This is a genomic window from Paenibacillus barengoltzii NBRC 101215 (assembly GCF_004000745.1).
Lineage (GTDB): Bacteria > Bacillota > Bacilli > Paenibacillales > Paenibacillaceae > Fontibacillus > Fontibacillus barengoltzii.
Genome location: NZ_BILV01000055.1, coordinates 1 through 14,622, shown reverse-complemented (window position 1 = coordinate 14,622; position 14,622 = coordinate 1). Strand labels below are relative to the sequence as shown.

At 50.6% G+C, this 14,622-nt stretch carries 14 protein-coding genes and 1 other annotated feature; of the genes, 9 read left to right on the top strand and 5 right to left on the bottom strand.

What is annotated here, in order from left to right:
- Positions 1–115: 115 nt before the first annotated feature.
- From PBA01S_RS15490 to PBA01S_RS15470, 5 genes are all read left to right on the top strand, one after another.
- Positions 116–1,072, top strand: coding sequence for a phosphate ABC transporter substrate-binding protein (locus PBA01S_RS15490; protein WP_085170748.1), 957 nt, complete (start codon positions 116–118; stop codon positions 1,070–1,072).
- A gap of 87 nt (positions 1,073–1,159) precedes the next feature.
- The gene (pstC, locus tag PBA01S_RS15485; RefSeq protein ID WP_127576298.1) at positions 1,160–2,062 is read left to right on the top strand and encodes a phosphate ABC transporter permease subunit PstC; all 903 of its coding nucleotides are present in this window, start codon (positions 1,160–1,162) and stop codon (positions 2,060–2,062) included.
- A complete protein-coding gene (gene pstA / locus PBA01S_RS15480) occupies positions 2,059–2,946 on the top strand; it encodes a phosphate ABC transporter permease PstA (protein ID WP_028539517.1) in 888 nt (295 codons plus the stop codon). The genes pstC and pstA overlap by 4 nt, the downstream gene beginning before the upstream one ends.
- Positions 2,947–2,960: 14 nt before the next feature.
- Positions 2,961–3,719: a phosphate ABC transporter ATP-binding protein PstB gene (gene pstB, locus PBA01S_RS15475; protein ID WP_028539516.1), complete on the top strand. Its 759-nt coding sequence runs from the start codon at positions 2,961–2,963 to the stop codon at positions 3,717–3,719.
- Positions 3,720–3,886: 167 nt separating this feature from the next.
- The gene (locus PBA01S_RS15470; protein ID WP_085279259.1) at positions 3,887–4,510 is read left to right on the top strand and encodes a DedA family protein; all 624 of its coding nucleotides are present in this window, start codon (positions 3,887–3,889) and stop codon (positions 4,508–4,510) included.
- A 40-nt stretch (positions 4,511–4,550) separates the two neighbouring features.
- Here PBA01S_RS15470 and PBA01S_RS15465 read toward each other — a convergent pair whose 3' ends face one another.
- Complete coding sequence (locus PBA01S_RS15465; RefSeq protein ID WP_244268331.1) at positions 4,551–4,823, bottom strand: hypothetical protein; 273 nt, start codon at positions 4,821–4,823, stop codon at positions 4,551–4,553.
- Between the two features lie 203 nt (positions 4,824–5,026).
- Here PBA01S_RS15465 and PBA01S_RS22970 point away from each other — a divergent pair, with 203 nt between their 5' ends.
- Positions 5,027–5,146, top strand: a complete 120-nt coding sequence (locus PBA01S_RS22970; RefSeq protein WP_016312816.1) for a hypothetical protein — start codon at positions 5,027–5,029, stop codon at positions 5,144–5,146.
- 56 nt (positions 5,147–5,202) lie between these two features.
- Here the strand turns inward: PBA01S_RS22970 and PBA01S_RS15460 are convergent, their stop codons facing one another.
- The 4 genes from PBA01S_RS15460 to PBA01S_RS15445 form a co-directional block, all read right to left on the bottom strand.
- Positions 5,203–6,036 (bottom strand): carbohydrate ABC transporter permease, encoded by an 834-nt coding sequence (locus tag PBA01S_RS15460; protein WP_028539514.1) that lies wholly within the window; start codon positions 6,034–6,036, stop codon positions 5,203–5,205.
- Positions 6,037–6,059: 23 nt separating this feature from the next.
- Positions 6,060–6,947, bottom strand: a complete 888-nt coding sequence (locus PBA01S_RS15455; RefSeq protein WP_028539513.1) for a carbohydrate ABC transporter permease — start codon at positions 6,945–6,947, stop codon at positions 6,060–6,062.
- A gap of 49 nt (positions 6,948–6,996) precedes the next feature.
- Positions 6,997–8,367, bottom strand: a complete 1,371-nt coding sequence (locus PBA01S_RS15450) for an ABC transporter substrate-binding protein (RefSeq protein ID WP_028539512.1) — start codon at positions 8,365–8,367, stop codon at positions 6,997–6,999.
- A gap of 274 nt (positions 8,368–8,641) precedes the next feature.
- Entirely contained in the window at positions 8,642–10,513 is a 1,872-nt protein-coding gene (locus PBA01S_RS15445) for an arginine--tRNA ligase (protein ID WP_164744171.1), read from the bottom strand.
- Positions 10,514–10,556: 43 nt separating this feature from the next.
- Positions 10,557–10,779 (bottom strand) — a binding site (T-box leader).
- A gap of 109 nt (positions 10,780–10,888) precedes the next feature.
- On the opposite strand from PBA01S_RS15445, the gene PBA01S_RS15440 reads away from it, so the two are divergent.
- From PBA01S_RS15440 to PBA01S_RS15430, 3 genes are all read left to right on the top strand, one after another.
- Positions 10,889–12,046, top strand: coding sequence for a Ger(x)C family spore germination protein (locus tag PBA01S_RS15440; RefSeq protein ID WP_127576296.1), 1,158 nt, complete (start codon positions 10,889–10,891; stop codon positions 12,044–12,046).
- Positions 12,047–12,293: 247 nt separating this feature from the next.
- The gene (locus tag PBA01S_RS15435; protein ID WP_127576295.1) at positions 12,294–13,382 is read left to right on the top strand and encodes a GerAB/ArcD/ProY family transporter; all 1,089 of its coding nucleotides are present in this window, start codon (positions 12,294–12,296) and stop codon (positions 13,380–13,382) included.
- A gap of 207 nt (positions 13,383–13,589) precedes the next feature.
- Positions 13,590–14,243, top strand: a complete 654-nt coding sequence (locus tag PBA01S_RS15430; protein ID WP_028539508.1) for a transcriptional regulator — start codon at positions 13,590–13,592, stop codon at positions 14,241–14,243.
- Positions 14,244–14,622 lie beyond the last annotated feature (379 nt).

The following is a 14,622-nucleotide window of genomic DNA, read 5'->3' as shown; positions in this document are numbered from 1 at the left end:
CCTAAAGGCTCAGGATTCCCTCGCATTTTACACAAAGTTTACAAAACGAGAACACTGGATTGATCTTCGCTTTCTATAATCAAACTGTAAATCAATTAAGGGGGAAACCTAAACAATGAAAAAGAGTATGTTATTGGTTTTGACTTTGATGCTGAGCTTCGCGCTGGCAGCTTGCGGTCAAAACAACGCGGCACCAAACAACACCGCCGGCACCAACGGAAGCACTACGGATGAAGCATCCGCGAGCAACGGGGGTAATGCAGCGACATCGGAACTCTCCGGGTCGATCTTGGCGGTAGGTTCCTCGGCTTTACAACCTTTAGTAGATCAAGCTTCGAAAAAATTCATGGATCAAAATCCGAATGTTTCTATACAAGTTCAAGGCGGCGGCAGCGGCACAGGGTTGACGCAAGTTTCCGGAGGCCAGGCAGATATCGGGAACTCCGACGTCTTCGCAGAAGAGAAATTAGATGCAGCTCAAGCCAGCGAACTGGTTGACCATCAAGTTGCCGTTGTAGCGATGGCAGCTGTCGTGAACCCAGACATCACGGTCGACAATTTGACGAAAGACCAACTGGTCCAAATTTTCACGGGTAAAATCACCAACTGGAAAGATCTTGGCGGTCCAGACCAAGCGATTCAAATCGTAAACCGTCCGTCGAGCTCCGGTACTCGGGCAACGTTTGAGAAATATGCGCTAGGTACAAAAACAGAGGACCTGCAAGGTTCGATCCAAGAAGATTCCTCCGGTACGGTTAAGAAGCTGGTGAGCGAAACGCCAGGGGCGATCGGTTATCTGGCCTTGTCCTACCTTGACGATACGGTTAAAGCTGTGAAGTACGAAGGCGTAGACGCAACGGAAGAAAACGTAGCGAACGGAACTTATCCGGTATGGGCTTACGAGCACATGTATACGAAAGGCGAGCCAAATGAAGTCGTTAAAGCCTTCTTGGATTACATGGTATCCCCGGACGTTCAAGGCGACAACGGCGACGTTGTAGAGCTTGGTTATATTCCAACCAGCAAAATGCAAGTCGTACGCGACGTGGACGGCAATATCACGAAGAAATAATCAGCAGAATTCGATAACAAAATATCAGTGCGGCAAGAGGCGGATTGTTCTGCCTCTTTCTGTGCTGTTCTTAAAGGGAGAGGTTTCATGGCTCAATCCGGCGGAAGAAAAAAAATACAACCACATATCGTCGAGGAATGGACCGGCAAAATCTACGCTTCATTTTGTATCGTATTGCTGGTGGTTACGATCTTCTCGATGGTTTATTACGTAGCAACCAAGGGGTTAAGCACCTTCATTCAAGACGGAATCTCAATAGGTGAAATTTTCGGCAGCACGAACTGGAAGCCGGATGGGGAGCCGCCAATGTTTGGCGCTCTGCCGTTTATTTTGGGATCGTTCAGCACATCGATTCTGGCGGCGCTGATCGCGGCACCGCTTGGCATTAGCGCGGCCTTGTTTATGGTTGAAATAATGCCGAAGTTTGGCAAGAAATATTTACAGCCGGTGATCGAGCTGCTGGCCGGGATTCCTTCGGTGGTGTATGGTTTTGTTGGGCTGAGTATTATCGTTCCTTTTTACCGGGATATTTTTCCGGGACAAGGTCTGGGGATCTTGGCGGGAGCAACCGTATTGTCGATCATGATCTTGCCGACGATCACGTCGATCGCCACCGATGCCCTGTCTGCCCTGCCTCCTGGCCTGAAGGAAGGTTCCTACGCCCTTGGCGCTACGCGCTGGCAAACCTTGTCGCGGACCGTATTGCCGACGACGATGCCGTCCTTGTTGACCGGGGTGGTCCTTGGCATGGCTCGGGCTTTCGGGGAAGCCTTGGCGGTGCAGATGGTGATCGGGAATGCGCCGCATATTCCGCGTTCGCTCTTTGAATCCACCTCGACTCTGACCAGTGTCATTACGCTGAGCATGGGGAATACGGTTATGGGCACAACGCAGAATAATGTCCTCTGGACACTGGCACTAATCTTGATGCTAATGACGTTTGTCTTCGTCTTTATCGTTCGTTGGCTGGAAGGGAGAGCAAAACGATGAGCGCCAAAACCGTCGACAAAATCGCAACGGTTGCCATTATCGCTTTAGCAGGCTTAATTGTCTTGATTATGGCGGGGTTGCTTGGCTTTATTTTAGTCCGGGGGTTGGGTCATATCAGCTTTGATTTTCTCACGTCACCTCCTGAAACGATTAAGGCAGGCGGCGGGATTGGCCCGCAATTGTTCAATTCCCTGTTCCTCTTGGTCTTGACCATGATCATCACGATTCCGCTTGGGATCGGTGCGGGAATCTATATGAGCGAATACGCCAAGCCGGGAAAAATCACCGATTTTATCCGTTTGATTGTTGAGGTCTTATCCTCTTTTCCATCGATTGTGGTAGGTCTGTTTGGTCTGCTCGTTCTTGTGAACCTGTTTGGATTTGGCTTCTCTTTGTTCTCAGGGGCGCTGGCTTTGACGATCTTTAACCTGCCGTTGATGGTGCGGATTACTGAACAAGGGTTGGCCAGCGTGCCGCAGGCCCAAAAGGAAGCCAGCTTGGCGCTGGGCTTGTCCAAATGGAAAACAATCCAGTCGGTGATGCTTCCGATCGCCCTGCCGGTGATTCTGACCGGGACGATCTTGGCGGCGGGCCGCGTGTTCGGCGAAGCCGCTGCCCTGTTGTTTACGGCTGGGATGAGCAGTCCGCGGCTCGATTTTAGCAACTGGAATCCGTTAAGTCCGACGTCCCCGCTGAATCCGTTCCGTCCGGCGGAGACGCTGGCTGTTCATATCTGGAAGATCAATTCTGAGGGCTTGGCGCCGGATGCGCCTGAAATCGCCGCCGGTGCTTCGGCTGTCCTGATCTTGACCGTGCTGGTGTTTAACTTGCTGGCTCGCTGGCTCGGACGCGTGATGCTCAAGAAATTTACGGCGACGAAATAGGAGGGCGAAGCCAAGTGTCTAACATTGAACTATCCACGAAAAACTTAAGCGTCTATTACGGAGAGAAACAAGCCGTTAAAAATATATCGCTCGATTTCGCCTCCCGGCAGGTGACCGCCTTGATCGGCCCTTCAGGCTGCGGCAAGTCCACATTCCTGCGCAGCCTGAACCGGATGAACGATTTGATCCGCGGGGCGAAGATTACGGGGGAAATCTGGATCGGGGACGACAATATCAATGATCCGAAGACCGATGTCGTGCTGCTGCGTCAAAAGATCGGCATGGTATGGCAGCGTCCTAACCCGTTCCATAAATCCATCTATGAAAATATCGCCTTTGGACCGCGTTACCACGGGATTCGCGACAAGAAGAAGCTGGATCAGATCGTGGAGGAATCGCTCACCAAAGCGGCGCTTTGGGACGAGACGAAGGATCGGCTGCACAGCTCCGCCTTGGCCTTATCCGGCGGCCAGCAGCAAAGGCTGTGCATCGCCCGATCGATTGCGGTTAATCCAAGCATCATCCTGATGGATGAACCGGCGTCGGCGCTGGACCCGGTGTCCAGCGCCAAAATTGAAGAGCTGATCGCCGAGCTGAAGCAGGAATTCTGCATCATTATTGTCACGCACAATATGCAACAGGCGGCTCGGGTGTCGGAAAAAACGGCGTTCTTCCTCATGGGGGAACTGGTCGAGTACGGCGATACGACCAAAATCTTTACCAATCCATCCGAGAAACGGACAGACGATTATATCAGCGGCCGCTTCGGATAAAAATTCTTCTCTCCATCTCCCACTAAATCAGGACTGGTCCCGGGGCGGGGAATCGCCCCGTCTGCGGACTCTTTTAGATTGGAAAATCTCCGTATATACTGATAACATAAAGAGTGGACTCAATTGGCGTGGGCAGCGCCTGGTATTGGTTAAAGGAGATTTGGATGATGAACGTTTTGGATTGGATTGAAAGGATGTTTGAGCATTACGGCTATTTTGTTCTGCTGCTCGGACTTCCCATTGATTTTATTGCGCTGCCGCTGCCTCCAGGTCAAACGACGCTGACCTATACAGGATATTTGGCTTATAAAGGCGTGCTGGATTTCTTGCCGGCACTCCTCGCCGGATATGCTGGGGCGGTGATCGGGGTGACGATTACCTATTTCGTCGGACATCGGGTCGGCGCACCATTGATCGAACGTTATGGCAAGTGGATTATGGTCAAGCCTTCCCATTTAGAGAAGACGAGGCGGGTCTATGAGAAGTACGGCAATCGAATGCTGTTAATCAGTTTCTTTGTGCCGGGTGTAAGGCAGTTTTTTGGTTATTTTGTAGGCATTATGCGCATTCCTTTTCGAACCTTTGCCCTGTATGCTTACACAGGAGCTGCACTTTGGGTCACGGTTTTTGTAAGCATTGGCTTGGTGTTTGGTGAACAGTGGCAAGTTGCCATCGACCTGGTCGAGAAATATTTAAAGTTTTTCTTTATTGGGCTGGGGGCGTTACTATTGGTACTCGTATATTTGAAATGGCGGAGATGGAGGCTAAAAGTGGCCAAGTTGTCACGGTAACCTTTTAAAGGCGCTGGAGAGCTCACTCCGGCGCCTTTATTTATTTCCGTTTTTTCTTTTTATTTTTGCTTTTGATTCTATTATTATCCTTATTTTCAGGGTTGCTTCGGTGCAATATGAAATCGTCAAGCAGTGTCTCCTCAAAGCCACCGCCATTCTGCGATTTTTCCTCTTTCAGTTTCATCAGGGAGAGCAAATCGAAAATATCTCCAAGCACGGTGAACCCGGCGCCGATAATGGCCAAGTCGTCCGAGGAAAGGTCATTTTCTTGGATTCTTTGGTATTGTCTCCTCTTTTTTCCTCCCAAGAGCACCACCTGCTTTTAAATCGACTTATTTCATCTTATGCAAATGGCGTTTGGCTTGATTAGGCGTGAACTGGGCTACAGCCGCCACCTCCTCTCCAGCAAAAGTACTGGGGGAACGGATACCCATTTTCGCCCCTCTCCGCGAATGTCCCGATCGTTCACAGGCGAACCGTAATATGATGTTCTATATTTAAAAAGGAGGGAAAACAATGTCGGGATATGAAAATGGCGTAGGTGGCGTAGGTTATGGTGGTTTCTGGACTTCCACAGGGACGATTCTGGTTCTCTTCATCCTGCTGGTTATTGTATCCAGAGCGCTTATCGTATAATTGAATGTGTACCCCATGCAAAGGCCCTGCTTCAGCAGGGCCTTTGTTCTTTATAGCTACCCTTTCGTTCCCCCTTGCAACCCAAACCCCTTGGACATAAACCGCTGGGACAAGATGTACAGTACGATGGACGGGATCGCATACATAATGGAGAAGGCTGCAAGATTGCCATACTCAATCATCCCGTACTGACCAAAGTATTGGTATAACTTCAGGGAAGCGGGGAAGTTCTCCGGATTTTGCAGCAAAATGTATGGAACAAAGAAATTTCCCCAGCTGCCCGAGAAGGTGAAGATGGCGACCGTGCAAATCCCCGGCACCATCAGCGGTGCTACAACTCTGCGAATCCCCGTAAATACCGAGGCCCCGTCGACCCATGCCGCTTCCTCCAGATCCAGAGGGACGGAATCCATAAAGTTCTTAAGCATCCAAATGCCGTAGGGCATCGATGAGGCTACGTAGAATAGGATCACGCCAAAGATTTGGTCATACAGCTTCAAACTGAGAAACAGCTGGTAGACCGGGACCATCACCGCTGTGATCGGCAAGGAAGTCATAAACAGGATGGTCAACATAAACGGCTTCTTGTATTTCATTTGATATCGGGACAACGGATAGGCGGCCAACAGTGCCAAGAGGACGACGAGCAGCGCCTGCCCCAGCGACATGATCAAGCCGATCAGGAATGCGCGTTGGTTCTCGCGGCTGGTGATCACGTTGATATAATTATCCGCCGTGATTCGCTGGGGCATTTTTAGCGTCTGCATGGCATTGGGATCGACCGAAGCAACTACCACCCAGAGCAAGGGTAAGACGAAGCAGATGCCGATGATCGTGAGGATCGTATAGGGCAAGATCCGGTAGATGATTTTCCGTTGTTTTGCGTTCATAAGAGGTTCTCCTTGCACTTGGACTATTTCAACGAGCGGGTATAGAACAAGCTAAGCACGATTCCGATGAGCAGTAGCAGCAAGGAGATCGCGGTTCCGTACCCTAGTTGATAGTTCACGAAGGCTTGGTTGTACATGAAGATGGGCAGTGTGGTCGTAGACGTTCCCGGGCCTCCGCCGGTCATGGCATATATCAAACCAAACACGCCCAATGTCTGTAACGTGATCAGCATCATGTTGGTCATAAACGAATCTTTGATATAAGGGATGATAATCCGAATCAGTACCTGCCATTTTGAAGCGCCATCGACCACTGCCGCTTCTTCTACCTCGCTGGGCACGTCGTCAAGAGCCGCTTGAAAGACGAGCATCGAGAAGGCGGTACCGTGCCAAATGTTCGCGAGGATGATCGTCAGCATTGGAACAGTATACAGCCAGGTGACTGCCGGAAGCCCCAATGAAGTGATGATCGAGTTCAGCGTCCCTTCGTCGCCGAAGAAGCTGTATAAGCATAGCGCACATACGATTTCCGGGGTGACCCAGCCGGCGAGGACGATCGTGCCAATCACCCGCCGGAACGTCCGGTTCTTGCGCTTCATCAGGAGGGCGATGAATAAGCCGAGCAGCTGCTGGCCAATCACCGCCGAGCCAAACAGGAAGACCAATGTGTTCCAAATACTAACCTTGACCGTCGGGTCCTTGAACATGTGAATATAGTTGTCGAACCCAACGAATTTTAACTCTCTTGCCGATTCCCCCGTTAATGCCAGATTCGTAAAGGAATAGAAGAACGTAAGGAAGACCGGGGTGATGAAAAACACCAGCATTATCACAATCGAAGGGAGCAAGAAGTAAAGCCACGTGTACGAGTTGCGATTTCTGGAATATCCTTCAGCCGTCATGCTGCTCATGGTTCGTTCTCCTTCCGGAAGGCAGTGCTTTGCCGCTTATTCGAATTCGTCATTTTCGGATGACAGCGTCCTCGCCTACGATGCGGGTGACGTCTTGGGCGTATTTTTGGGCGGCCTCTGCAGGGGAGGTGCCTGTGGCGACGGATTCCACCATCGTCTGAATTTGCGTCGATACTTCCGGGTATTTCTCTTGAGCAGGCCGGAATTCGGCGTTCTGCAGATATTCCGTAGCGATTTCGTTAAACGGCATCTGCGTGTATTCCGGATCTTTGGCGACGTCAGCTCGCACCGTAATATTGCCTGAGGAGGTGACGAGCTTCTTGCTGTTTTCTTTGTTTAACGCGTATTTGATAAACTCCCAGGCTTCGTCTTTATGCTTGGCGTTGCTTGGAATGGACAATGCCCAACCGCCAGCGAGCGTGATGGAACCTGGTGCCTGACCTTGACTTGTTGGCATCGGAGCAAAGCCTAGCACGTCCTTGTATTCCGGCCATGGAGAAGCGCCGGTTTCCAGATAGTTGCCGGTAATCCACGAGCCGTCGAGGGAGATGGCCAGCTTGCCTTGAGGCAAGTATTCTCGGGAAGCGGTGTTGCCGGCCTGCCCGTTCAGCACCTTGGAGAGCGGCGGGCCGAGCTTCTCTTTGTTTACGGTTTCAATGAACCCTAAAGCATCCAAGATCCCTTGACTTTCGATAATCCATTTTCCGCTTGCATCGTCATACAGTCGTTCGCCGGTGCCGTAAAGGAGCATTTCGTACGTCTGCATGGAGGTGGCTTCCCCGGTCGCCTTGCCCATGTTCATCCAAATCGGGACGATGTCCGGTGCTTTTTCCTTAATGGTGCGAGCTGCATCCAGCACTTCCTCCCAGTTCTTCGGTGTCCACTCTTCCGGAAGGCCGACCTGCTTAAAGATCTCTTTGTTATACCAAAGACCGCGGGAATCCGTGTTGTACGGTACGCCGTACACTTTGCCGTCGCTGGCGGTAACACCTTTCTTCATCGCCTCGATAAACGATCCGTTTGACCAATCCTCCCAGTCCTTCAGCCGCTCATCCAGCGGTTCCAAATAACCGGCGCTGGCGTCGGAATTGAGAATAAACGTATCCTCGGTCACGATATCTGGAGCGGTATCTTTGGATTTCAAAGCTAAGGCAACTTTCGCAAAATAGTCCCCCTCCGAGGCTTGAATCGGGGATGGCTTAATTTCAACATCCTTGTTCGGGTAATCTGCAGCGATCTCGGTGAGCCAGCGGTATAACGTGCCTTTTTCTCCGGCTCCGTCATCGCGATACGTCACCGTAATCGTTGTTTTGCCGGAGCTGCTAGTCTTGTCGCCCGACCCGGAACAACCGGCTAATAGCGCCCCGCCTAAAGCCGTACACAACAATACGGAAGCGATGGCCCAACCTCTTTTTTTCATCAATGCCATGTTTGATCCCTCCTTGGTTTGTAAATCTCATCGTGTTAAGCGCTTAACTCTATGGTTTAACTTATGAATCAATTCTGTGTACATCCCTTCCAGTAAAACATACTTGCCGAAGAATCAATTTATTCAAAAAAACGTCACGAATAATATTGATATCAAAAAACATTGATTAACTGCATCGCGACTGAGGGGGACATCCACGCAAAAGGCGCGGCTGGTTGGTTCCAGTCGCGCCTTTCACTTGGTGTTACTCTTGCCTTGCCCTTGTTTACATGCGATCCGGAGCTGGCAATCCGATGACCTCCAGCACCTCTGCGATGGTCTCCTTAAATTTTGCCGTAAGCCATAGGCGGTAGGTCTGCCGCTCGGGCTCGGCTTTTAGGATCGGACAGGCGGTATAAAAATGATTAAACAAGGTAGCGAGCTCATAAGCGTAATGACAGATCGGTGTTGGGGATAGTTCCTCACACGCAGTGCCCAGCGTATCCGGCCATGCCGCGATTTGTCTCAGCAGGACGTGTTCCGCACGATCCTGAGGGGCGATGTCCTCCGGAAGCTGGAGCGATTCCGCCCGAGGAATCCCGTCGGCTTGAGCTTTGGCCAAGATGCTGGCCGCCCGGGCATGCGCGTACATCAGATAGACGCCGGTATTGCCGGTCGTCTCTGTGGCCTGCTGAATGTCGAATACCACTTCGGTTGGTAAAGCGAACCGGAGCAGGTAATACCGGATCGCCGCTGCGGCAATCCGACGGCTGGACAACCCTTCTGAATCAGAACGCTTGGCATCGATCTGCGTTTCCATCCGATCCAGCAATTCGGACACTTTGATACCGATTCCTTGTCTGCCGGACATGGCGTACGAAGCTTTGCCGTCTGAGGTGTCGAGGCCCAGCTCCCGGGCTGCGGCCGGGCTTAGCGAGACGACGCCGTAACCAACGTGACGCAGCTTCTCCGCCTGGGTTGTGAAGCCTAACGCCTCCAGCGCTTGCTTCACCATCGCCTGTGGATACGCTTGCCTGTGGTCGATTACGTTCACGACGAGATCTGCTTTGCCGTAATCAGCAGTGACACCGTCTGCACGGGTTGTCCAGAGCCCGTCCGCAAACGACTTGTACTTGAAATCATTTCCGAGTACCCCGAACTTCCACAGATGATAGGCGATATCTTTGGCCGTATAGGTCAAAATTCCGTTGGACCGAACGAGCACCTTATCAGCCTGATGCTCTGCTTCAGGATCCACATCTTCGTCTGCAGGTTGCTTCAGGACCCAACACCCCTCCAGTTTACCAGACGTCTCCTTCTGGAAGAGTGCGGTTTGCTGGAGCAATCGGAAGGCCGTGTCCCAGAACCCTTCCCGGACAATGTTGCTCTCCCAAACTAACAAATCGTAATCAATCCCAAACGCCTTCATTTCTTCCAAATGCTCCCGCACGATGCGCTCTGCTGTAAGTAAGCCAACCCAAGCCAGATTCCCGTCCCCAGCCTCCAGCGCTTGCAGCACCTTCGTTCTCTGCTCTAACAGCGAAGGTTGATCCTCGTATTCCTTGTTCACGTTGGAATAGATGTCCCAACAGAAATCCCCGAATCTCACATGAGCAGCCTGATGATCTACATGAAGCAGCCCAACGACGGTGTCAGCCAACTGATTCCCTAGATCGTCGATGTAATTATGCACTTCGACTTGGTAACCAGCTCGCTTAAGCAGCCTTGCCAGCGAGTCGCCGATGCAGGCATTCCTCAAATGACCAATATGAGCGGACTTGTTCGGATTGATGGAGGTATGTTCGATCACGACTTTTTCACGAACAGCCTGCGGAAGTAGAAAATCTTTGCGAGCCCATTCATTCCAATCCAGATGGAAGTTCAGGAAGCCCGGCGGCGCCGTTTCGATCTGGTGGAACAGCCCTTCCATGCGGCCCGTTTGCTCCAGTTCATTCTTAAGCAGCGCGGCAATCTGCAGCGGCGGTTGGCGCAAGGTTTTGGCCAGCTGCATCGCGATGTTGGTCGAATAATCCCCGTGTTCGGCACGGGCGGGGCGTTCAATTACAATGTCTGGCAGCTCCTCGACGCTGTGTCCAAGCCTTGAAAGGACTTGCTGTACGGTCGTTTTCAGATGCTTTTTCATCGATCTACTGATCATTCCATCCACTCCTCCGGGGCAAAAAAATAAGCCTTCATCTCATCAAAGAGACGAAGGCATTACGCGCTCGCGGTACCACTCTTGTTGTTAAACTCTACGTTTAACCACTCTGCAGGATAACGGTCTTGGGCCGTGGTTGCTTACTTTACTTTGCGTTCAGCAACCATTCTCATGGGTCCGCTTCACTGTCAGCCCTGTACCGGTTTCCACCCTCCCGGCTCGCTTGGACTAGAACGGACAGTTACTCTCCCAATCGTCGAATGTGGGATATTTTGTATTATTATATCCGGTTCGCTTGGAATGTCAATTCGCCTTTTCCTAAAAACAATCCTTGAGTAGCCTTTTCGAGTAGAATTACTAAATTTTGGTCATACTCTGCTGACAGGTTGTTGGAATCGCAATGAATTAAATGAACTATCGATTGTGCTCGCTATGGGAATCGACAAGAAGGATGAGCTTTATGAGGTCAGCCTTCAGGTTGTGAATCCCAATCAAATGTCGCGGAAGCAATCGTCCGAACGTACGCCGACGTTCGTACTTTCGATGCGTTCTGATTCCATTAGTGAAGCTATCCGCAAAATGGTGGGCATGTCGTCGCGGAGATTGTATATGTCCCATATGCAAATTTTATTTGTGGATGAAGCCACGGCCCGGGAAGGTATGCATGAACCGTTGGATTGGCTGTTACGTAACAATGAGATTCGGCCCGTCTTCGATCTAATTATCGTTCGGGACCATTCGGCGAAGGAAGCATTAACCTTCGTGACGTCCACGGAACTTTTTCCCGCCCTGGATATGCATAAGGCATTAAAGCTGTCCTACAAAAGCTGGGCTCCGAACATATACAGCCAAGCCAAGGAATTTCTGGAGAGTTTAAACAAGGACGGGGTCGAGCCAGTCATTACCGGATTAAAGCTGGGGGAACAGGCCGATAAAGCTCAGAAGATGGATAACGTGAAGCAGTCTCCGCAGCATGCGAACTATTTTTTCAGCGGTATGGGTGTCTTCCAGGAGGATCGCCTGGTTGGTTGGATGAACCCGTCCGAAAGCCGGGCTTATAACTATTTGACGAATCATGTGGACAACAGTCTTTTCAAAGTAGAGTGTCCGAATGCGAAAGAGCATTTTACGTTGGACGTCATCCGGCCCAAAACGAAGTATGATCCTAAGATCGTGAATGATCATCCGGTCCTCGATGCTACCGTGTACATTGAAGCCAACATTAATGAACTGAGATGTAAGAAGGTCGATCTCAATAAAGAGGAGGACCTGTTGAAGCTGCAGAAAATTGCTGCAGACCAGTATGTAGAGGCGATTAATCGAGGGATTCGGAAAGCTCAATCGTTGGGTACGGATATCTTTGGGTTCGGCGAAGCCTTTCATCGGGCATATCCGGCAAAATGGCATGTATGGAAGAACGACTGGGACAAGCGCTTCGAAGAGCTGGATGTGAACTTGCGTGTGACTCTGCAAATCAAGCGAAATGGGAAGATCGTCAGTCCCTACGGAATGCCACAGAATAAACAGGAGTGAGGAAGAACGTGCTATACGCTTTATTGTTTGTATCATTGGCGATATCGGCCTTGGAATACCAGAGGATGTTTCATAAAAAAGAGTTCAGGGATCTCGCTGTGCATGCTTGTTTCCTAAGCGTAGGCATTGTTCTCCTCGTACTTCAATTGCTTCATATTCAAGTACCGTCACCGCTATTGGCAATTCAAACTTTTTTTGAACCGGCTAGCATGTTGATCGCTAAATTGCTATCTTGAGGAGTATCGGAATGAACAAACGGAGTATATCGGTAAGGCAATTCGCATTATGGATTACAATGTATCAAATCGGCAGCGCCTATCTCCTCATCCCATCGAGTCTTGCCGCCGTTGCCAGACATGATGCCTGGATTTGTACCGTAGTGGCCATTGCCATTCATTTTCTGCTCATCCCGCTCTTGTCGGCAATTGCCGGACAAATGCGCGGGATGTCCTTTGTTCAGCACCTTCGTCGTCTAATCGGCACTCCCACTGGTTCGGTGTTGTCGATCCTATTCATTTTGCTGTTTCCTTACTTAATCCTTATCTTAACGTTGCGAAATTTAAGCGACTTTATCACCATATCGATTATGCCTTTAACGCCTCCTTATGTCGTATTGATGCTCATGCTAGTCGTGGTTGTTTATTCGGTCTGGTCAGGGGTGCCGACGATTGGCCGCAGTGCGGAACTGTTATTCTTCTTGCTGCCAGCGATTTTCCTGCTAGTTGGCCTCTCGCTGCTGTATGGGATCCATTGGACGAATCTTGCTCCGATTTTGGAGTATGGCTGGAAACCGGTGTTGCGGGGGTCTTTCTCGTTATTAGCCTTTCCTTACTTAGAAACGATTGGATTTCTATTTCTTGTTCCGGAGCTTCCGAAATCCAAAAATTGGAGTAAGGCGGTCTGGATTGGATCAGCCATTAGCGGGACCATGTATTTGCTGATGATGGTACTAACAATCGCGACGCTCAGTGAAGGGGTAATGGCCAATCTTACGTTTGCCAGTTATTTTGTGGCCCGAACGATCGAGATCGGTGATTTTTTTCAACGGTTTGAGGTTGTGATTACGGTGTTTTGGTACATCTCGATTTTCTTTCGGCTGGTGATGTTGTTGCATATCTCCGTACAGGGGCTCGGCGAAGCCTTTGGATTGAAAAATAAGAATACGCTGTTTCTCCCGCTGGTGTTGCTTGGCATCGTGGCCTCCGGCATCATCTGGCCCAATTTCGCCTATTTGATCGACTTTATGAAGGTTTGGCCGTTGTACGCCATGATCTTCGGAATCGCATTTCCAGTCTGCTTGTGGATCATGGGGAAAGTGAAGAAGCTGAAGACATGAAGTGAAGGTGCGTTTCAATCACCAATCCATCGGCCTGTGGGGTAATCAGGGAACGTTGCTCGAAACGATGTCTTGTGATACATTATTTTCCATAGTGGATATTTCGATATTTCGGTATGAAGCACATGCCGCTTCGATCTGGCTTGCTCTTGGAGCAGGGGGGATCGGGGCGGTTTTTTTATGGACTTTTGAAAGGGAGTGGCAAGGATGAGTGAGTTTGATGCGGTTTACTTGGAGTGGTTGGAACGCCAGATCAACGAGGAGACAAACTTAAGAAGAAAGGAGTTTCTCAAAAAGGGATTAAGCCGAGGGACAACGGACTTTCTGCGGTACATTTGGTATCCCGCTATCGGAAACCTTAACGATCTCTATCCGGAGTATGAGGTTCGCGATTTTAACAATGGCTTCCGCTATCTCGATTTAGCCTACATGCCGGGCAATGCCAAGGGGTGCATCGAGATTCAGGATTATCGAAGCCATGCTCGGGATATCGAGGCCGGGCGGTTTAAAGATCTTTGTATGAAGCAAGCGTTGTTGGCGCTAGACGATTGGCTGTTCTTGCCGATTGCCTATCTATCGATTCGGGAAGACCCGGGGGTTTGCAAGCAGCTGGTCTTATCCTTTGTGGGCAAGTTCCTGTCCAATGCCGTACCCTCCAACCTCCATTGGGCCGAAGCGGAAGCCTTGAGGTTTGCCAGACGACTGATGCGCCCCTTTACCCCGGGAGAGCTCGCGGACCATCTCAGGCTATCCAAGCAGCATACCCGCGCGATTCTACGTGCGATGCACAGCCGAAAGTTACTAGAGGTCGCAGGCGGTAGACAACGGTATCGAACGTTCCGGCTTCCCAGCGCGCGGTAAGGGCAGAGGGGCACAGGTGGTGGCAGATGTAATGGACTCGGTGAGTTCGTTGATGGTGACAGGATGTAACCGGACTCGGGTAGATCGCGGGGGTGGCTGGATGTAATGGGTTCGGGTGGTTCCTTCGGGGTGGTAGGATGTGACTGGGCTCGGGTAGATCGCAGGAGTGGCTGGATGTAACTGAACTCGGGTAGTTTGCTGAGGATGGGAAGTTGCTGTTGGTGTGTATGCGGTTGTTCGTGGGAACGCAAATTGTTGGTGAGAACGCTATATTGGCGTAAACACTATTTCGGTGCCAACACTACTGGTGTATTGCTGGTGCGAATACACTTACTGATGCGAATACACTTGCTGGTGCATACGCTCTTACTTCTATTAG

Coding starts and splice junctions, on each gene's coding strand:
- PBA01S_RS15490 (WP_085170748.1), top strand. CDS start 116: ATGAAAAAGAGTATGTTATTGGTTTTGACTTTGATGCTGAGCTTCGCG.
- pstC (WP_127576298.1), top strand. CDS start 1,160: ATGGCTCAATCCGGCGGAAGAAAAAAAATACAACCACATATCGTCGAG.
- pstA (WP_028539517.1), top strand. CDS start 2,059: ATGAGCGCCAAAACCGTCGACAAAATCGCAACGGTTGCCATTATCGCT.
- PBA01S_RS15470 (WP_085279259.1), top strand. CDS start 3,887: ATGAACGTTTTGGATTGGATTGAAAGGATGTTTGAGCATTACGGCTAT.
- PBA01S_RS22970 (WP_016312816.1), top strand. CDS start 5,027: ATGTCGGGATATGAAAATGGCGTAGGTGGCGTAGGTTATGGTGGTTTC.
- PBA01S_RS15460 (WP_028539514.1), bottom strand. CDS start 6,036: ATGAACGCAAAACAACGGAAAATCATCTACCGGATCTTGCCCTATACG.
- PBA01S_RS15455 (WP_028539513.1), bottom strand. CDS start 6,947: ATGAGCAGCATGACGGCTGAAGGATATTCCAGAAATCGCAACTCGTAC.
- PBA01S_RS15450 (WP_028539512.1), bottom strand. CDS start 8,367: ATGAAAAAAAGAGGTTGGGCCATCGCTTCCGTATTGTTGTGTACGGCT.
- PBA01S_RS15445 (WP_164744171.1), bottom strand. CDS start 10,513: ATGATCAGTAGATCGATGAAAAAGCATCTGAAAACGACCGTACAGCAA.
- PBA01S_RS15435 (WP_127576295.1), top strand. CDS start 12,294: ATGAACAAACGGAGTATATCGGTAAGGCAATTCGCATTATGGATTACA.
- PBA01S_RS15430 (WP_028539508.1), top strand. CDS start 13,590: ATGAGTGAGTTTGATGCGGTTTACTTGGAGTGGTTGGAACGCCAGATC.